Source organism: Streptomyces zinciresistens K42, assembly GCF_000225525.1.
GTDB lineage: Bacteria > Actinomycetota > Actinomycetes > Streptomycetales > Streptomycetaceae > Streptomyces > Streptomyces zinciresistens.
The window spans coordinates 1-14,842 of the sequence record NZ_AGBF01000170.1; the positions used below are offsets into that span (position 1 = coordinate 1).

At 76.1% G+C, this 14,842-nt stretch carries 15 protein-coding genes and 1 pseudogene; 5 read left to right on the forward strand and 11 right to left on the reverse strand.

The genetic code is table 11. From position 1 onward, the window contains the following. Positions 1-40 precede the first annotated feature (40 nt). The 6 genes from SZN_RS29300 to egtA form a co-directional block, all read right to left on the reverse strand. Positions 41-1,042, reverse strand: a complete 1,002-nt coding sequence (locus tag SZN_RS29300; RefSeq protein WP_007502116.1) for an LLM class flavin-dependent oxidoreductase — start codon at positions 1,040-1,042, stop codon at positions 41-43. A 91-nt stretch (positions 1,043-1,133) separates the two neighbouring features. Then, the gene (locus tag SZN_RS29305; protein ID WP_007502118.1) at positions 1,134-1,349 is read right to left on the reverse strand and encodes a dodecin; all 216 of its coding nucleotides are present in this window, start codon (positions 1,347-1,349) and stop codon (positions 1,134-1,136) included. A gap of 66 nt (positions 1,350-1,415) precedes the next feature. Beyond that, positions 1,416-2,378 (reverse strand): L-histidine N(alpha)-methyltransferase, encoded by a 963-nt coding sequence (egtD, locus tag SZN_RS29310; RefSeq protein WP_007502120.1) that lies wholly within the window; start codon positions 2,376-2,378, stop codon positions 1,416-1,418. Then, the gene (gene egtC / locus SZN_RS29315; RefSeq protein WP_007502122.1) at positions 2,375-3,166 is read right to left on the reverse strand and encodes an ergothioneine biosynthesis protein EgtC; all 792 of its coding nucleotides are present in this window, start codon (positions 3,164-3,166) and stop codon (positions 2,375-2,377) included. The genes egtD and egtC overlap by 4 nt, the downstream gene beginning before the upstream one ends. Next, a complete protein-coding gene (gene egtB, locus SZN_RS29320) occupies positions 3,166-4,485 on the reverse strand; it encodes an ergothioneine biosynthesis protein EgtB (protein ID WP_007502123.1) in 1,320 nt (439 codons plus the stop codon). Before egtB ends, egtC begins: the two co-directional genes overlap by 1 nt. Then, positions 4,482-5,786: an ergothioneine biosynthesis glutamate--cysteine ligase EgtA gene (egtA, locus tag SZN_RS29325; protein WP_007502124.1), complete on the reverse strand. Its 1,305-nt coding sequence runs from the start codon at positions 5,784-5,786 to the stop codon at positions 4,482-4,484. Before egtA ends, egtB begins: the two co-directional genes overlap by 4 nt. 310 nt (positions 5,787-6,096) lie before the next feature. Between egtA and SZN_RS29330 the strand changes: the two genes are divergently transcribed. Continuing rightward, entirely contained in the window at positions 6,097-6,939 is an 843-nt protein-coding gene (locus SZN_RS29330; protein WP_007502125.1) for a TIGR02452 family protein, read from the forward strand. Here SZN_RS29330 and SZN_RS29335 read toward each other — a convergent pair. From SZN_RS29335 to SZN_RS29355, 5 genes and pseudogenes are all read right to left on the reverse strand, one after another. After that, the gene (locus SZN_RS29335; RefSeq protein ID WP_007502126.1) at positions 6,924-7,367 is read right to left on the reverse strand and encodes a type II toxin-antitoxin system PemK/MazF family toxin; all 444 of its coding nucleotides are present in this window, start codon (positions 7,365-7,367) and stop codon (positions 6,924-6,926) included. The genes SZN_RS29330 and SZN_RS29335 overlap by 16 nt on opposite strands. A gap of 346 nt (positions 7,368-7,713) precedes the next feature. Then, positions 7,714-7,916 (reverse strand): annotated as a pseudogene (locus tag SZN_RS42860) (hypothetical protein); the annotation flags it as partial. 43 nt (positions 7,917-7,959) lie between these two features. Next, positions 7,960-9,384 carry an amidase gene (locus SZN_RS29345; protein WP_007502128.1) on the reverse strand — a complete coding sequence of 475 codons (1,425 nt, stop codon included), beginning with the start codon at positions 9,382-9,384 and terminating at the stop codon, positions 7,960-7,962. 212 nt (positions 9,385-9,596) lie between these two features. Further along, positions 9,597-10,175 (reverse strand): hypothetical protein, encoded by a 579-nt coding sequence (locus SZN_RS29350; RefSeq protein ID WP_007502130.1) that lies wholly within the window; start codon positions 10,173-10,175, stop codon positions 9,597-9,599. A 270-nt stretch (positions 10,176-10,445) separates the two neighbouring features. Continuing rightward, entirely contained in the window at positions 10,446-11,423 is a 978-nt protein-coding gene (locus SZN_RS29355) for a pirin family protein (RefSeq protein WP_007502131.1), read from the reverse strand. Between the two features lie 529 nt (positions 11,424-11,952). On the opposite strand from SZN_RS29355, the gene SZN_RS39880 reads away from it, so the two are divergent. The 4 genes from SZN_RS39880 to SZN_RS29370 are packed head-to-tail and all read left to right on the forward strand — an operon-like array spanning position 11,953 to position 14,824. Beyond that, positions 11,953-12,138 (forward strand): hypothetical protein, encoded by a 186-nt coding sequence (locus SZN_RS39880; RefSeq protein WP_167546335.1) that lies wholly within the window; start codon positions 11,953-11,955, stop codon positions 12,136-12,138. Positions 12,139-12,162: 24 nt separating this feature from the next. Continuing rightward, entirely contained in the window at positions 12,163-12,864 is a 702-nt protein-coding gene (locus SZN_RS29360) for a hypothetical protein (protein ID WP_043733815.1), read from the forward strand. Then, positions 12,861-13,907: a DUF6895 family protein gene (locus SZN_RS29365; RefSeq protein WP_007502136.1), complete on the forward strand. Its 1,047-nt coding sequence runs from the start codon at positions 12,861-12,863 to the stop codon at positions 13,905-13,907. Before SZN_RS29360 ends, SZN_RS29365 begins: the two co-directional genes overlap by 4 nt. Beyond that, a complete protein-coding gene (locus tag SZN_RS29370; RefSeq protein ID WP_007502138.1) occupies positions 13,904-14,824 on the forward strand; it encodes a DUF6895 family protein in 921 nt (306 codons plus the stop codon). The genes SZN_RS29365 and SZN_RS29370 overlap by 4 nt, the downstream gene beginning before the upstream one ends. Positions 14,825-14,842 lie beyond the last annotated feature (18 nt).

Genomic DNA, 14,842 nt, shown 5'->3' on the forward strand with positions numbered 1-14,842 from the left:
CCGGCCCCGGGGGCGAACCCGGCGCCCGCCCCCGCGGCCGTCAGCGGGCGCCGACGACGCGGGCCAGGCGCCGGTAGGAGTCCAGCAGCGCCGTACGGTCATGGGTACTGGTCGTCACCAGCACCTCCTGCGCCCCCGTCCGCTCCAGCAGTGCCTCCAGCTCGTGCGCCACCTGCTCCTCGGTGCCCGCGATCTGACCGGTGAGGCCGCGCTCGTAGAGTTCGCGCTCCCTGCCGCTCATCGGCAGCGCCTCGACGCGTGCGGCGGGCATCAGCGGCGGGAAGGTGCCGCGGGTGCGCGCGTGGGCCATCGCCCACGCCTCGGGCACCAGCAGACGCCGGGCCTCCTCGGGCGTCGCGGCCACCGCGACCGTGCCCGACACCACGACGTACGGCTCCGCCGCCCACGTAGACGGGGCGAACCGCGCCCGGTAGTGGTCGATCCCGCGCCGCATCCGCTCCCCGTCGCGCAGGTCGCCGATCACCAGGGGCAGCCCCGCGCGGGCCGCGATGTCCGCGCCCTCGCCCATGGCCAGCACGAACGGCGGCACGGTCAGCCCCTCCGCGGGCCGGGCGCGCACCCCGGTCGGCGAGGTGCCGCGGAACCAGCCCAGCAGCTCCTGGAGCTGCGCCGCGAAGTCCTCCGCGTCCTCCTTGTCCCGCCCCAGCGCCCTGCGCACCCCGTCGGTGAAGCCCACCGACCTCCCCAGCCCCATGTCGATGCGGCCCGGGAACAGCGACTCCAGCACGCCGAACTGCTCGGCCACCACCAGCGGCCGGTGGTTGGGCAGCATCACGCCGCCGGTGCCGACCCGCAGGGTCCGTGTCGCGGCGGCCACGGCGGCGGCCAGCACGGTCGGGGCGGACCCGGCGACGCCGGGCACGCCGTGGTGCTCCGCGACCCAGAAGCGGTGGTAGCCCAGCGCCTCCGCCTCCCGCGCCAGCCGCACGGTGTCGCGCAGCGCCTCCGCGGCCGGCCGGCCCTCGCGGACGCGGGAGCGGTCGAGGACGGAGAAGCGGGCGGAGGCGATCGCGGAACCCATACCGGGGTGAACACCGGGGAGCGCGCGGCATTCCCCTCCCCGGCCGGAGCCGGGGAGGGGCGGGACCGTACGCCCCCGCCGGGCGGCGGCGCTAGGCGGAGTCCTCCAGCCGGAAGCCGACCTTCATCGTCACCTGCCAGTGCGCGATCAGGCCGTCGCCGAGTTGGCCGCGCACGTCGGTCACCTCGAACCAGTCCAGGTTGCGCAGGGTCTGCGAGGCACGCTCGATGCCGTTGCGGATCGCCTGGTCCACCCCGTCCGGCGAGGTGCCGACGATGTCCGTGACCCGGTAGGTGTGGTTCGACATCTGGGTGCTCCTCTCACACGCGTCACTCCACGGTGCCCCACGGCACCGGTTCGCGCGAGCCGTCCGTCACCGCGCCACGCTCAGCGACAGCGCGAAGCGGCCCTCGCGGTCCGTCCACCAGTGGGCCAGCTCCAGTCCGGCCGCCGCGAGTTCGGCGCGTACGCCGTCCCGCCGGAACTTCGCCGACACCTCCGTGCGCAGTTCCTCCCCGGCCGCGAAGTCGACGGCGAGGTCCAGCGCGGGCACCTTCACGGTCTGCGCCGCCAGCGCGCGCAGCCGCATCTCGATCCACTCGCTCCCGGCGTCCCACAGCGCCACGTGCGCGAAGGCGTCCGGGTCGAAGTCGGCGCCCAGTTCACGGTTGACGACCGCCAGGACGTTCTTGTTGAACGCGGCCGTCACCCCGGCCGCGTCGTCGTAGGCGGCGACGAGGACCCGCTCGTCCTTGACCAGGTCCGTGCCGAGCAGCAGCGTGTCGCCGGGGGAGAGCAGGGACCGCGCCGAGGCGAGGAACGCGGCGCGTTCGGCCGGCAGCAGGTTGCCGATCGTGCCGCCGAGGAACGCCAGCAGCCGCGGCCCGGGAGTGTCCGGCAGGGCCAGCCCGCCGGTGAAGTCGGCGATCAGCGCGTGCACGCCGAGTCCCGGCCGCTCGGCGGCGATCGCCTCGCCCGCCCGGGTGAGCGCGCTCCCGCTGACGTCCACCGGGACGTAGGTGTCCAGCCCGGTCAGCGCGTCGAGCAGGTGGCGCGTCTTGCGCGACGAGCCCGAGCCCAGCTCCACCAGGGTGCGGGCACCGGTCGCGGCGGCGATCTCACCGGCCCGGTCCACGAGGATCTCCCGCTCGGCGCGGGTGGGGTAGTACTCGGGCAACTCGGTGATCTGATCGAAGAGTTCGCTGCCCCGGGCGTCGTAGAACCACTTCGGCGGCAGTGACCTCGGTGTGCTCGTCAGGCCCTTGAGGACGTCCTCGCGCAGGGCGGCGCCCGTGGCGTCCTCGGGCAGGGTGCGGGTCAACAGGAACGGACTCACGTGCGGGACTCCTTGCGTGGGGCGGGGGCCGGTGCGCCGCTCGGCTCCTTCAGCGGGGTCAGCAGCACCTCGGTGCCGCTCGCGGTGAGGAGGGTGCGGTCGGGGGCCTCCCGCCAGTGCGGGTCGTCGTCGTACGGTTCGGAGGCCACGACGGTGCCGCCGCCGGGCCGGGACAGGTACCACAGTGTGTCCCCCCAGGCGGTCGCGGTGACCGTCGTGCCGTCGGTCAGCAGCAGGTTCAACCGGGACCCGGGAGCCGCCTCGGCGACCTCCCGGACCGTGTCGGCCAGCGCCCGGCCCCCCTCGTCGCCGGCCCGCAGCCGTGCGAGGACCAGCGCCCACACGAACGCCGAGTCGTTGCGCGCCTCCAGCGACAGCAGGTCCACCGCGGGCAGCGCCGCCACGAGCGGCGCGAGCGCGGCCGGCCAGCCCGCCACCGCGCCGTTGTGGCTGAACAGCCAGGAGTCCGCCGCGAACGGGGCCGCTGCCGCCTCCTGGTCTGCGCCGGGCACCGTCGCGTCGCGCACGGCGGCCAGCAGCGCCCCGGTGCGCACGACGCGGGCGAGGTCGGCGAACGACGGGTCCGCCCAGATGGGCCCGGCCCGGCGGTAGCGCGCGGGCACCGGGTCGTGCTGCGCGTACCAGCCGGCCCCGAACCCGTCGGCGTTGACCGTCCCGTACCGCTGCCGCCGGGGCGCCCACGACTGCCGGAACAGCCCGTGCGGGGGCGCCACGACGAGCGCGCCGAGCGGCTGCGGCGGTCCCACGTACGCCAGATGACGGCACATCAGGCGTCCGCCGCGGAACGGGCGGTGCGGAACCCGGAGAAGATCTGCCGCCGTATCGGATGGTCCCAGTTGCGGAAGGTGCCCCGGCAGGCGACGGCGTCCACGGCGAACGCGCCGCCGCGCAGCACCTTGTACCCGGGGCCGAAGAACACCTCCGAGTACTCCTTGTACGGGAACGCCCGGAAGCCGGGGTAGGGCGCGAAGTCGCTCGCCGTCCACTCCCACACGTCGCCGATCAACTGCCGTACCCCGAGCGGCGACTCACCCTGCGGATAGCTCCCGGCGGACGCCGGGCGCAGATGCCGCTGGCCGAGGTTGGCGTGCTCCGGCCCGGGGTCGGCGTCGCCCCAGGGATAGCGCCGGGAGCGGTCGCCCGCCGGGTCGTGCCGGGCGGCCTTCTCCCACTCGGCCTCGGTGGGCAGCCGCCGTCCCGCCCAGCGGGCGTACGCGTCGGCCTCGTACCAGCACACGTGCAGCACCGGCTCGTCCGCGGGGACGGGTTCGGTGACGCCGAAGCGGCGGCGCAGCCACTGCCGGCCGTCGCGGTGCCAGAACAGCGGGGCGCGGAGCGTGTGCTGCCGGATGTGCGCCCAGCCCGCGGGCGTCCACCAGCGCGCGTCGTCGTACCCGCCGTCCTCGATGAACGCCTGGTAGGCGCCGTTGGTCACCGGCGTGGTGTCGATGAAGTACGGCGCCACCTCCCGCCGGTGCGCGGGGCGTTCGTTGTCCAGCGCCCACGGCTCGGTCGACGTGCCCATCGTGAACGGGCCGCCGGGCACGAGTACTTCGGCCGGTCCCGTGAACAGCGGTACCGGGTCCGGGTCGGGCGCGGTCAGGGCCGGGGGCCCGGTGCGCAGCTGATGGGTGATCAGCATGGTCTCGTCGTGCTGCTGTTCGTGCTGGGCGATCATCCCGAAGGCGAAGCCCGCCTCGGTCAGCCGCGTCCCGTGGAACGCGGCGCCCTCCAGCAGGTCCAGCACCCTGCCGCGCACCTCGCCGGCGTAGGTCCGGGCCTCGGCGGGCGGCAGCAGGGGCAGGGAGGGGCGTGCGGCGCGCGGATGCTCGAAGGCGTCGTACAGGCCGTCGATCTCGGGCCGCATCGCCTCCCGTCCCGCGACCGCCCGCAGCAGCCACTGCTCCTCCTGGTTGCCGATGTGCGCGAGGTCCCACACCAGCGGGGACATCAGCGGGGAGTGCTGGGCGGTCAGGTCGGGGTCGTCGACGCACGAGGTCAGCAGGGTCGTGCGGGCACGGGCGGTGGTCAGCGTGGTCAGCGCCCGCTCGCGGAGCGCGTCGGCGTCGAGGGCGGGGTCGCTCATGTGCGGTCGTCCTTCCCGTGCAGGGGGCGGTCGGTGCCGTAGAGCTCGTCCAGGAGGTCGTCGGCGGGGCAGCGGCCCCGCGCGACATGGCGGTCCCGGTACGCGGCCACGGCGTCCACGACCCGGGTGTCGGCGCCCATCCGGGGCAGCGCCTCCAGGGCCGCCGCGAAGCAGGCCGCCGCCACCTCCCGCAGTTCGGGGTCGGCGAGGCCGGAGCGGGCCGCGTCCAGCCACAGCGGATTGTGCGGCGCCGGACCGGCGATGCCGCGTTCGGCCAGCGGCTTGACCGCCCGGTAGGCGGTCTCGGCGGCCTCCGGGTCGTCGAAGAGCGCGCTGGTGACGGCCAGCGGGACGATCCAGCCGTCCTCGCCGGGCTGCGCGTCGATCATGCGCAGCTCCAGATGGCCGCGCGGCCGGACCGGCGGGAACAGGGTCGTGAGGTGGTAGTCGAGGTCCTGGCGTGTCGGCGGCCGGGGTCCGCCCGACCGGGTCCACTCCCGGAAGGACAGGCCCTCGGGGACGTCCCAGGGACCGCTGTCGCGCCGTACGCACATCACCGGCGCGTCCAGGACGTGCCGTGCCCAGGCGGCGCGCGGATCGCCGTTCAGCCGCGGCGCGCCCGCCCGGCCCGCGCCGATCTCCATCCACAGCAGCTGCCGGGTGGAGAGCCAGCCGGTGGGCTCGCGCCCGGCCAGCGGGGAGTTGGCGAAGGCCGCGACGAGGACCGCGCCCAGCTGGTGCGCCAGCCACCAGCGCCGGCCGTGGCCGAGGGGGCCGGGCTCCTCGTACCCGGCGTCCAGGCACACCTGGACCGAGGCGGAGGTGCACATCATGGCCCGGCCTGCCGGGCCCGCCCGGTCCAGGCAGGTCTCCATGGCGTCGTAGCGCGGTTCGCGCAGGAACCGGCGCGGGGTGTGCCAGGGGTCGTTTCCGAGGCCGACCAGGCCGAGGCCGTGGTCGCGCAGGACCGTGCGGGCGGTGTCGAGGTCGGCGGAGACGGTGCCGACGCAGTCCATCAGGGAGGCGGCGGGCGGCGAGCTCAGCTCCAGCTGGCCACCGGGTTCGATCGTGAGCGCCGACCTCAGGGGCACGGTCCGCAGTGCGGCGTAGGCCGCTTCGAGTCGTTCGGGTGTCACGGGGAGCCGCGGGTCACGCAGCTCGTGGACGAGCCATTCCACTTCGACCCCGAGGGTGCGGGGCGGGCCGGTCTTGAAGCAGATGCCCCGTACCAGGGCCTCCACCTCGGCCTCGGTGACCGCGGTGCGCGGTGGCTCCGTACAGTCGCTTACCGAATCGGACATGTCGGGATCCTCCTGAGAGTCCACGATGCCGGCGGCCCCCGGATGCCGAGGGCCGGGGCGGCACACCCGTCCCACCCAAGACCCTCTCTTCGCTTCGCACAAGGGCGCGAATCGGCGTGTTCCGGGTCGGTGACCTCCGCTCTCCGGCCGCTGCCGGGCCGTTCACCGGCCGTTCGCCACGGCCGCCGCCCCCGCAAACCCCGTTGCGTGGCAGCACCAGCATCGCTCACGATGCCGGGGTGAGCACGACGGGGGAGACCAGCCGCGGCCGGCGCGGTCGCGCGGCCATGACGCACACGGGGGTGGCGCCATGAGCGCGCGGCTGCGCGGAATCGCGCGGGAGACGGAGCGGATCGTGGCGGCCGGCGGCTACCGCGCACCGGACGGCCGCGAGGTGTCCGTCGTCCGGGTGATCGAGGCCGCCCGCGCCGCCACCCGCGTCCACGGACCCGGGCCGGTGCCGGTGGCCCCGGTCACCGCGGCGCACACGTCCTTCGAGGTCACGGGGGAGAGCAGTCTGGAGGCGGCGCGCCGGCTGGGCGGGGGGCCGGCCGTACTGAACTTCGCGTCGGCCCGCAACCCGGGCGGCGGATACCTGAACGGCGCACAGGCCCAGGAGGAGGCCCTGTGCCGGGCCTCGGCCCTGCACACCTGCCTGCTCGCGGCACCCGCGTTCTACGACCACCACCGCGCCCACCGCGATCCCTTCTACACCGACCGCGTCATCCACTCACCCGGTGTACCCGTCTTCCGCGACGACCGCGGCGCCCTGCTGGACGAGCCGTTCCCGGTGGGCTTCCTGACCGCCGCCGCCCCGAACGCGGGCGTCGTGCGGCGTACGGCCCCGCAGCGGGCGGCCGAGCTGCCGGACGCGCTCGCCCGGCGGGCCGAGCGGGTCCTGGAGACGGCCGCCGCCCACGGCTACCGGCGGCTGGTCCTCGGCGCCTGGGGCTGCGGGGTCTTCGCGAACGACCCGGCGCAGGTGGCGGGCGCCTTCCGGGCCCTGCTCGGGCCGGGCGGACGCTTCGCCGGGGCCTTCGGGCACGTGGTGTTCGCGGTCCTCGACCGTACGCCGGACAGCCCGGCGCGGGCCGCGTTCGCCCGCGCGTTCCCGACGCGGCTGCCCGGCGGCGGCGCTCAGGTCCAGCCGTAGCGCTCGTACAGCCGGCGCCTGACCAGGTCGAAGCGGCCCCGGTCCAGGGCGCACGCCTCCCGGCGCATGCCCCGCTCGTGCAGCCGCAGGATCCGGTCGACGTCCACCCAGGAGTCGCGCCCCGAGCGGTCCCAGGGGCCGCTGCCGAGGGCGACCCACTCGCGGTCCCCGTCGTGCCGCCTGCTCGACAGCTGCACGGCGAGGAGCGTGCCGGCGGCCTCCCGGGCCACCACGAGCACGGGGCGGTCCTTGCCCCGTCCGTCGTTCTCCTCGTAAGGCACCCACGTCCAGACGATCTCCCCGGGGTCCGGGTCGCCGTCGTGCGCGGGGGAGTACTCGGTGCGCACCCTGCCGACCGCGCGCGGGTCGGCCTCTGTGGTGGCGTCGGGGCCGCTCCGGCCCGGGACGTCGTCGGTGAACGTGCTCACGGAGGCACCTTAGGCGCTGCCGTTGTGCGCACGCGCGCGGGGGCTGCTCCGCCGGTGCCGCCTTCCGGCTCCGCGAGCCCGTCGAGCGGCGAAGGGGCCCTGTGCGCCCGCTCGTTCCCGTCCACCGGCGCCAACAGCCGCCGGGGCGGGCCCGGTCCGGTGCCGCCCCTGGCCGGCGCCTCGGCGAACCGGTCCGCCGTGGTGTCGACGCTGCCGGAGGCGGACGCCCCGGTCCGCACGATCTGCGGCCGGTTCCCGGCGAGTTGCCGGGCGACGGCGGCCTCCCGGTTCCCGGCGGCCTCCCGGTTCCCGGCGGCCTCCCGGTTCCCGGCGAGGGCGCCGGTCCGCGCCCGGTGCCGGGGGCCGGAGGGGCGAGGACGTGCTCGGCGCCGCCGCACACCCGCACGGTCACCTCCGCACCCGCACGGTCACCTCGCCGACGAGTCCCCCGCCCGACCGTTCCCGTGACCCTGCCCGGCCGTTCCCGTGACCCGGACCGGCCGTTCCCGTGACCCGGCCCGTGAGCCCGGCCACCGACGCGTCGTCCACGGCCGGCGGGCGGGGCCTCGGCCGCCGCCGGGCGGACCGGGGCTCAGGCGACCACGCTCGGCGCGTTCTCGCCCCGCTGCGGCGGCCACAGTTCGTGCCAGCGCAGCTCCGACTCCAACTGCGCGGCCAGCGAGATCAGCAGCGGCTCGCTGTCGGCGGGGCCGAGCAGTTGGGCGCCGACCGGCAGCCCGTCCACGAAACCGGCGGGCACGTTGACGCCGGGCCAGCCCAGCACGTTCCACGGCCAGGCGTAGGGGCAGGCGGCGATCATCGCGCGGTCGGTGGCGAACCCGCCGAGGCCGAGCAGCGCGCCGATCCGGGGCGGGGGAGCCGCGGTGGTGGGGGCGAGGACGACGTCGTAGGAGGTGTAGAACCGGCCGATACGCCGGTGCAGCGCCGCCTCCGCGCGTCGGGCGGCCCGCAGCGGGGCACCGCCCAGCAGCCTGCCGAGCCGCGCCGCGCTGCGGGTGCGCGGGTCGAGCAGCGCGGGGAAGGGCACGTCGTCGGCCCACTCCGCGATACCCGCCGTGGCGCGCGGGACGAAGGCCAGCCCGATCTGCCCGTAGGGCGGGTCGGCCTCCTCGACGTGGTGGCCCGACGCGGCCAGCCGCTCGGCGAGCGCGACGACCCGGGCGCGGACGCCGGGCCGCAGCCGGGCGGGCACCGCGGTGAACGGCGGCTTCAGCGCGAGGGCGATGCGCAGCCGGCCGGGGTCGCGGTCCGCGGCGGCACGGGCGTCGACCGGTGCGGGCCGGTGCGGGTCGAGGTCGTGGTTGCCGGCCGCCGCGTCCAGCAGGAGGGCCGCGTCGGCGACCGTGCGGGCGAGGGTGCCGTTGACGGTGATCCCGTTGAAGGACTCGCCGCGCGGCCAGGTGGAGATCCGGCCGCGCTGCGGCTTGATGCCGATCAGATGCGTCCAGGAGGCCGGGATGCGCACCGAGCCTGCGCCGTCCGAGCCCAGCGCGGCCGGCACCAGACCCGCGGCGACGGCCGCCGCCGAGCCGCCGGAGGAGCCGCCCGGCGTGTGATCGGGGTGCCAGGGGTTGCGGGTCGCGCCGAACGCCGGTCCCTCGGTGAAGGGCCACTGGCCCAGCTCGCAGGTGTTGGTCTTGCCGACGATCACGGCACCCGCCGCGCGCAGCCGCCGTACCGCCTCCCCGTCCTCCGCGACCGGCGGGAACTCGCCCCGGCAGCCGAACGCGGTCGGCTCGCCCGCCACGTTCATGTCGTCCTTCACCGCGACCGGCACACCGAGCAGCGGCAGCCGCTCCCCGGCGGCCAGCCGCGCGTCCGCCGCCCCGGCCTCCAGGAGCGCGGCCTCGGCCCGCACCACCCGGAAGGCGTTGAGCGAGCCCTGCGTCGCCGCGATCCGCGCCAGCGACTCGGCGACCAGCGCCCGGGACGTCACCTCCCCGCCGGCCAGCGCGCGGGCGGACTCGGCGAGGCTGGCGGCACGGTCGGGCGTCATGGGGTGCACCTCCGGGACGACGATGTCTACTGAACGGTAACCTCCGGTGGGCGGGCGGCGGAACGATTTCGCCGGTGCGGCTCCCAGGTTCACCACGGGGCGGGCGAGGCGCGGCCGGGGGACGGGTGCGGGAACGGGGCGCGCGGGCGCGGATCCGGGGCGGCGCGGCGGTCGGCCCGGCGGATGGCGTCCGGAAGGCGGCCCGGTCCGCCTCACGGGCCGGCGCGGTACAGGCCCCGGCCGGTGCGCCGGACCCGGGACGCGGCGACCAGCCGGTCGAGGGTGCTGCGTACGGCGTTGATGCTGCCGCTGTCGGTGTCGCGCCCCAGCGCCGCCGCGACGTCGCGGGCCCGTACGTCCGTGTCGCCGGCCCCGGCGAAGTACTGCATGATCTGCTCGGTGAGCCTGCCGTACGCCTTCGCTCCCGCCGGGTCCGCGGCGGCCGTTCCGGCCGTGCTCGCTCCGGCGGTGCCCGCCCGTCCGCGGCCCTTCGCCGCGGGGGAGCCGGCGGATCGCGAGGCGGGCTTCGCGGAGTCGGCGGCGGCGCGGGGGTCGGCGGCGCGGGGGTCGGCGTGCGCGGCGGTACGGGCCTGGTCCGGGATCGCCGCGTCCGGCGCCGTCAGCAGCGGCCGCAGGGCGCCCAGTGCCCGCCGCACCGAGCAGAGATGGGCCACGACCGCCGCGAGTTCCCGCTCCAGCGCCTGCTTCTGCGTCTCCAGGCGGGCCAGGTCGGCCTGGAGGCTCTCGGCGGTCGTCTCGATGGCGTGCGCCGTGTGGGTCCCGGAAACCATGTCTCCCCCTCGTTCTCGGCCTCCTGAGCCCGCCATCATAGGCAGCCGCCCCCGGTGACACGGCGGCCCGGAACGGGGCGGGAGGGACGGCGATCCGGGAGCAGCCGGCCCGGAACGGTGTCAGACACCGTGATCCTCGGGGCGCCGCCGCCACGAGGGGCGGCAGGTCCCGGACGCGGGGCTTTCGCGGGGCAGGCGCCGGTCCGTGCCGCCGGGGCGGCCCCGGTCCGTGCCGTCGGGCGGTGCCGCCCCGAGTCACACCGTGTGACGTCAGCGGGGCGGGTTCCGCCGGGGGGTGATGGTGGCACGGGGCAGTTCCGGCGCGGGCAGGCGGCCCGTGCCGCCCTCGTAGCCCTCGACCCGGCCGAACCGGTCGGACTCGCTCTGCCACGCCTCCCGCGCCCGGACGATGTCCTCGTGCGAACGGCCCACGAAGTTCCACCACATGACGATCTCCTCCTCGAACGGCGGACCGCCCAGCAGGATCACGCGGGCCCGCTCTTGCGAGGTGTTGCCCAGGCGGAGAGCGGTGAGTCCGGGGGCGGCGTAGCCGAGGTCGGCCGCCGCGAGCCGCGTCCCGTTCAGCCGCACCTCCCCGGTGTCCACGAGGACGCCGTGCTCGAACCCGGCGGCCACCGCAAGCTCCAGCGTGGCGCCCGGGTCGATCAGCAACTCGGCGCCGAGCAGCGGGGTGAAGGTCGGCACGGGCGAGGTGTCGCCGGCCAGCGAACCGAGGAACACCCGGGCCTCGCCGCCCTCCAGACGCACGGGCCGCGGCACATGGTGCCGGAAGTCGCGGGCGGCGTCGCGGTGCGCGGCGGGCAGCGCCACCCACAGCTGCACGCCGTGCAGCACGGTCGCGCGGGGCGTCGACACCTCGGAGTGGGCGATGCCGAGACCGCCGGTCATCAGGTTCACCTCGCCGGGCCGGACGAAGGCGTGGCTGCCGAGGCTGTCGCGGTGCTCGATCTCACCGCTGAACAGCCAGCTGACCGTCTGGAGTCCGGTGTGCGGATGCGGCGGCACCCGCATGCCGCCGCTGAGCGCGACGTCGTCGGGGCCGTAGTGGTCGGCGAAGCACCAGGCGCCGATGAGGGTGCGCGCCCGCTGGGGCAGCGTGCGGCGGACGGTCATGGCGCGCGGGCCGCCGAGCGGCACCTCGCGCGGGGCCAGGACCTCGATGCCCCGCTCGGGCCGGTCCTCGCCACCGCACTTCAGTTCGGCGGGCCGGGTCTCCGTGTTGCTCACGGGAGCCTCCTCTTCGGTGGAATCCGTGCCCTGGCGGGGCTGTGCACGGCACACCGTGTGACATCGGCCCGGCCGTGACCCCGCCACCCTACCCGCGACCCGCACGGCACGGGCCGGGGGCTCGGGAGGCTTCCCGGCCGAGGGGGCGTCCCGGCCCGCGCCCCGGGAAACGGCCGGTCGGAGGAGCCGGCGGGGGCTCTCCGGTGCGGGTCCCCACCGGCCGGCCCGGCGACCGGCCGGCCCGGCGAGGGCCCGGCGGTGGCGGAGGGGGCGGAGGGGGCGGAGGGGGCGGCCACCAGGGCCCGCGCTTCGGCGGATTGGCCGGGTGTCCGTGCCAACTGGTCCAGGGGGCGGGGGTGTTGGCGATGTCTCCTCGCACGGCCCCGGCGGAAGCCCTCGCCGGTGCTCCTGGAAGTCCCGAATGTTGAAGAAGTGACGTATGTGGGCTTGTGGGAAAAGATGCGTGCTCTGTGACTGTGTGGTGCTCTGGATGGTGAAGGCCAAGGCCGACCCCAGAGGAGATGGTGAGATGCCTTCCATGGACAAGGCGATCAAGGACACGACCGGCATCCGGACGGACCTCGAAGCGGCGCTCGACCCCGCCGAGCCCGACGGAGTCTTCCGCGACAGTCGCGAGTGCGCCGCCCTGGCGCTGCTCTCCGCGGACACCAAGCTGCTGCTGTCCCCGCCGACCCCTCGCCCCAAGAAGGGCTGAGCGGACGAACGGGAGCCGCTGAGAATGGAGCAGTCAGGCACTTCGGCCCTCTTGCAGGGCGCGGTGCAGGACCTTGCGTCCGACGTGGTCTCCGCCCTCCGGGGCGGGGACCACGTGCGCATGTCCGGCACGGGGGCGGCCATGGACGACGTCGAGGGCAGTCTCGCCCTCGCCGCCGTGCGGGTGCTGGGAGCGGACGTACTCCTGCCCCACGTACTCTTCCCGACTCCCCCCGCCCCGGAGGCACTTGCCGTGTTCCGGAAGACGGCGGAGGCATACCCCCCGCGGCCCGACGCGGCGCCCACGGTCACGTGGAGCCACCGGGCGATGCGTCGCACCCTGCTGCGGCTCGGCGAACCCGCACCCGGCGACGACGGCCCCGAGCCCGACGCCGCGTGGCTCGACGCCGCGTCCTGGCAGGTGCTCGCCCATCAGCTCGCCGTCCTGGCACCCCTCGCCGTGCCCGGCGAGGACGACGCGGTGACCCGCGCGGCCCGGCGCCGGCCGGTCGACCTCGCCCGCGGCTTCGTCCGCGCGGTCCGCCGCCGCGACTGGCAGCAGGCCGCCGGGGCGGGACGCTGGCTGACCGTCGTCGACGGCGTCCCGGACACGCTCGGACTCGAAGCGGGCCTGGACTTCGTGGAACTGATGGGCGGCGGCGACCCCCGGGTCGCCCTCCAGGTGCAGGCGGCACGGGTCCTGCGGGCCGCCGGGACCACCGTATGACGGCGCTGGACGTCCCCGGGATCCGCCAGGTGGGCGCGGACGCGTTCACCTGGCTGTCCGCGCACCGCGACGCGTTCGCGCTCGGCGAGGACGCCCTCACCGAGGACGGCCACGTGGACGCCACCTGGAAACCCCTCGGGGAACTGGCCCAGACCTGCGCGAGCGTGTGCGCCGTCACCACGCCCGCGGACCCCCTGCACGCCCCCGCCGCCGCCCTGCTGGACTTCGCCTGGCTGCAGACCGGGCGGGGTGAGCTGTTCCCGCGCCTCCAGCGGCTGGAACCCTTCGCGACGTACCCGCTGGAGGTCTACTCCGTCTTCGCCTCGGCCGGACTGCGGCACCCCGGCTACGAGGCCGCCGCCGCCACAACCGCCCGCACCCGGGGCTGGCGCTCCGTCGAGCAGGACCCCACCCGCCGCCTCGGCGTCCTCAAGGCCGAGCGGCGCAGCGGAATCCGCCGGCCGGAGCGCGCGGCCCCGCTGCTGCGGCGCACCTGGCTGGGCGGACTGCCCGAGCCGTGGACGTTCGAACGCTCCAGCGGGTACGCGCTCACCCACGTCGTGTTCCACCTCACCGACTGGGGCCGCGCCCCGGCCGGTCTGCCCGCCGGCCTCGCCGCCTACCTGACCCACTGGCTGCCGTCCTGGCTCGACACCTGCCTCGACGCCGGCCTGTGGGACCTCGGCTGCGAACTCGTCGTCGTCGCGGCGAGCCTGCCCGAACCGCCCGACCCCGCCCTGCTGCGGGACGTCTGGCCCCGGATCGCCCGAGCCCAGCTCCCCTCCGGCGCGCTCGAACAGCAGGCTCCGCAGGACGGCGCGGACACCGAGCCGGACTTCCTGCGCTGCTACCACTCCACGCTCATGGCGGCCTTCGCCGCGGCGCGGACCGTCACCCGCCTCCCCGGCGCCGACGGGCCCGGCCGGCCGCCCGCGCACGACGGGCGGCACCGGCACCGGGGACCCGGGGAACACAGCGAACACAGGGAACGCAGGGAACGCAGCGGACCCAGCGGACCCAGGGGAGAAGGAGTGCCCGGATGACCGACACCCGCCTCATGCACACCGTCGGGGTGCGCGCCCTGGAGTGGCTGTGGGCCCGCCGGGACGGCTTCCGCCTGGAGACCGACGTCGACCCGGAGACGGGCTTCCTGGAGCGCTTCAAGCCGGTCGGCGAACTCGCCCTGATCTGCCGCGTCCTGTTCCGCGAGGGCGTCGCCGGCGCCCGCCAGGCCGAACTGGCCCGCCGGCTGCTGGACCACACCTGGCGCACCACCCTGGACGGCGGCCGCATGCTGGTGCGCGGGCAGCGCGTCGAGCCGCTCTCGCCCATCCCCTTCGAGGTGTACCTGCCCTACAAGGAACTCGGCTACAGCGAGCCCGAGGTGGAGCGCGCCACCGTCCTCTACCACCGGCTGGAGAGCTGGGCGGCCCTGGAACTGGACCCCACCCGGCGCCTCGGCCTCTCCGCGTTCCAGCGGCGCTTCGGGCTCACCCCGCGCACCCCCGAGGCGGACGTCGTCGGCTCGACCTGGCTCGGCCGCACCCCCGAACCGTGGACCGTCAGCGGGCACATCGCCTACGACGTCACCCACACGGTGTTCCACCTCACCGACTGGGGCGCGCGCCCCGAGGGCCTGCCCCCGCACCTCGCCGACTACCTCGCCACCTGGCTGCCGGTCTGGATCGACGACTGGCTCGACCTGCGGCGCTGGGACCTGCTCGGCGAACTCCTCGTCGTCGACGCCTGCCTGCCCCGCCCCACCCTGGACGAGCGGGCCTGGGAGGCGTTCGCCGCGGCCCAGCAGCCCGACGGCGCGATGCCCGCGGTGCGCGCGATGCCCGAGGGCGAACCGGACGAGCTGTTCGACATGGTCTACCACCCGACGCTGGTGGCGGCCTTCGCGTCCGCCCTCGCCACCTCCCGCGCCCTGAGCGCGCTGACCCCCGCCGCCCCGTGACGACCCGCCCCGCGCCCT

Coding starts and splice junctions, on each gene's coding strand:
- SZN_RS29345 (WP_007502128.1), bottom strand. CDS start 9,384: ATGACGCCCGACCGTGCCGCCAGCCTCGCCGAGTCCGCCCGCGCGCTG.
- SZN_RS29330 (WP_007502125.1), top strand. CDS start 6,097: ATGAGCGCGCGGCTGCGCGGAATCGCGCGGGAGACGGAGCGGATCGTG.
- egtC (WP_007502122.1), bottom strand. CDS start 3,166: ATGTGCCGTCATCTGGCGTACGTGGGACCGCCGCAGCCGCTCGGCGCG.
- SZN_RS29370 (WP_007502138.1), top strand. CDS start 13,904: ATGACCGACACCCGCCTCATGCACACCGTCGGGGTGCGCGCCCTGGAG.
- SZN_RS29365 (WP_007502136.1), top strand. CDS start 12,861: ATGACGGCGCTGGACGTCCCCGGGATCCGCCAGGTGGGCGCGGACGCG.
- egtA (WP_007502124.1), bottom strand. CDS start 5,786: ATGTCCGATTCGGTAAGCGACTGTACGGAGCCACCGCGCACCGCGGTC.
- SZN_RS29350 (WP_007502130.1), bottom strand. CDS start 10,175: ATGGTTTCCGGGACCCACACGGCGCACGCCATCGAGACGACCGCCGAG.
- SZN_RS39880 (WP_167546335.1), top strand. CDS start 11,953: ATGCCTTCCATGGACAAGGCGATCAAGGACACGACCGGCATCCGGACG.
- SZN_RS29300 (WP_007502116.1), bottom strand. CDS start 1,042: ATGGGTTCCGCGATCGCCTCCGCCCGCTTCTCCGTCCTCGACCGCTCC.
- SZN_RS29305 (WP_007502118.1), bottom strand. CDS start 1,349: ATGTCGAACCACACCTACCGGGTCACGGACATCGTCGGCACCTCGCCG.
- SZN_RS29360 (WP_043733815.1), top strand. CDS start 12,163: ATGGAGCAGTCAGGCACTTCGGCCCTCTTGCAGGGCGCGGTGCAGGAC.
- egtB (WP_007502123.1), bottom strand. CDS start 4,485: ATGAGCGACCCCGCCCTCGACGCCGACGCGCTCCGCGAGCGGGCGCTG.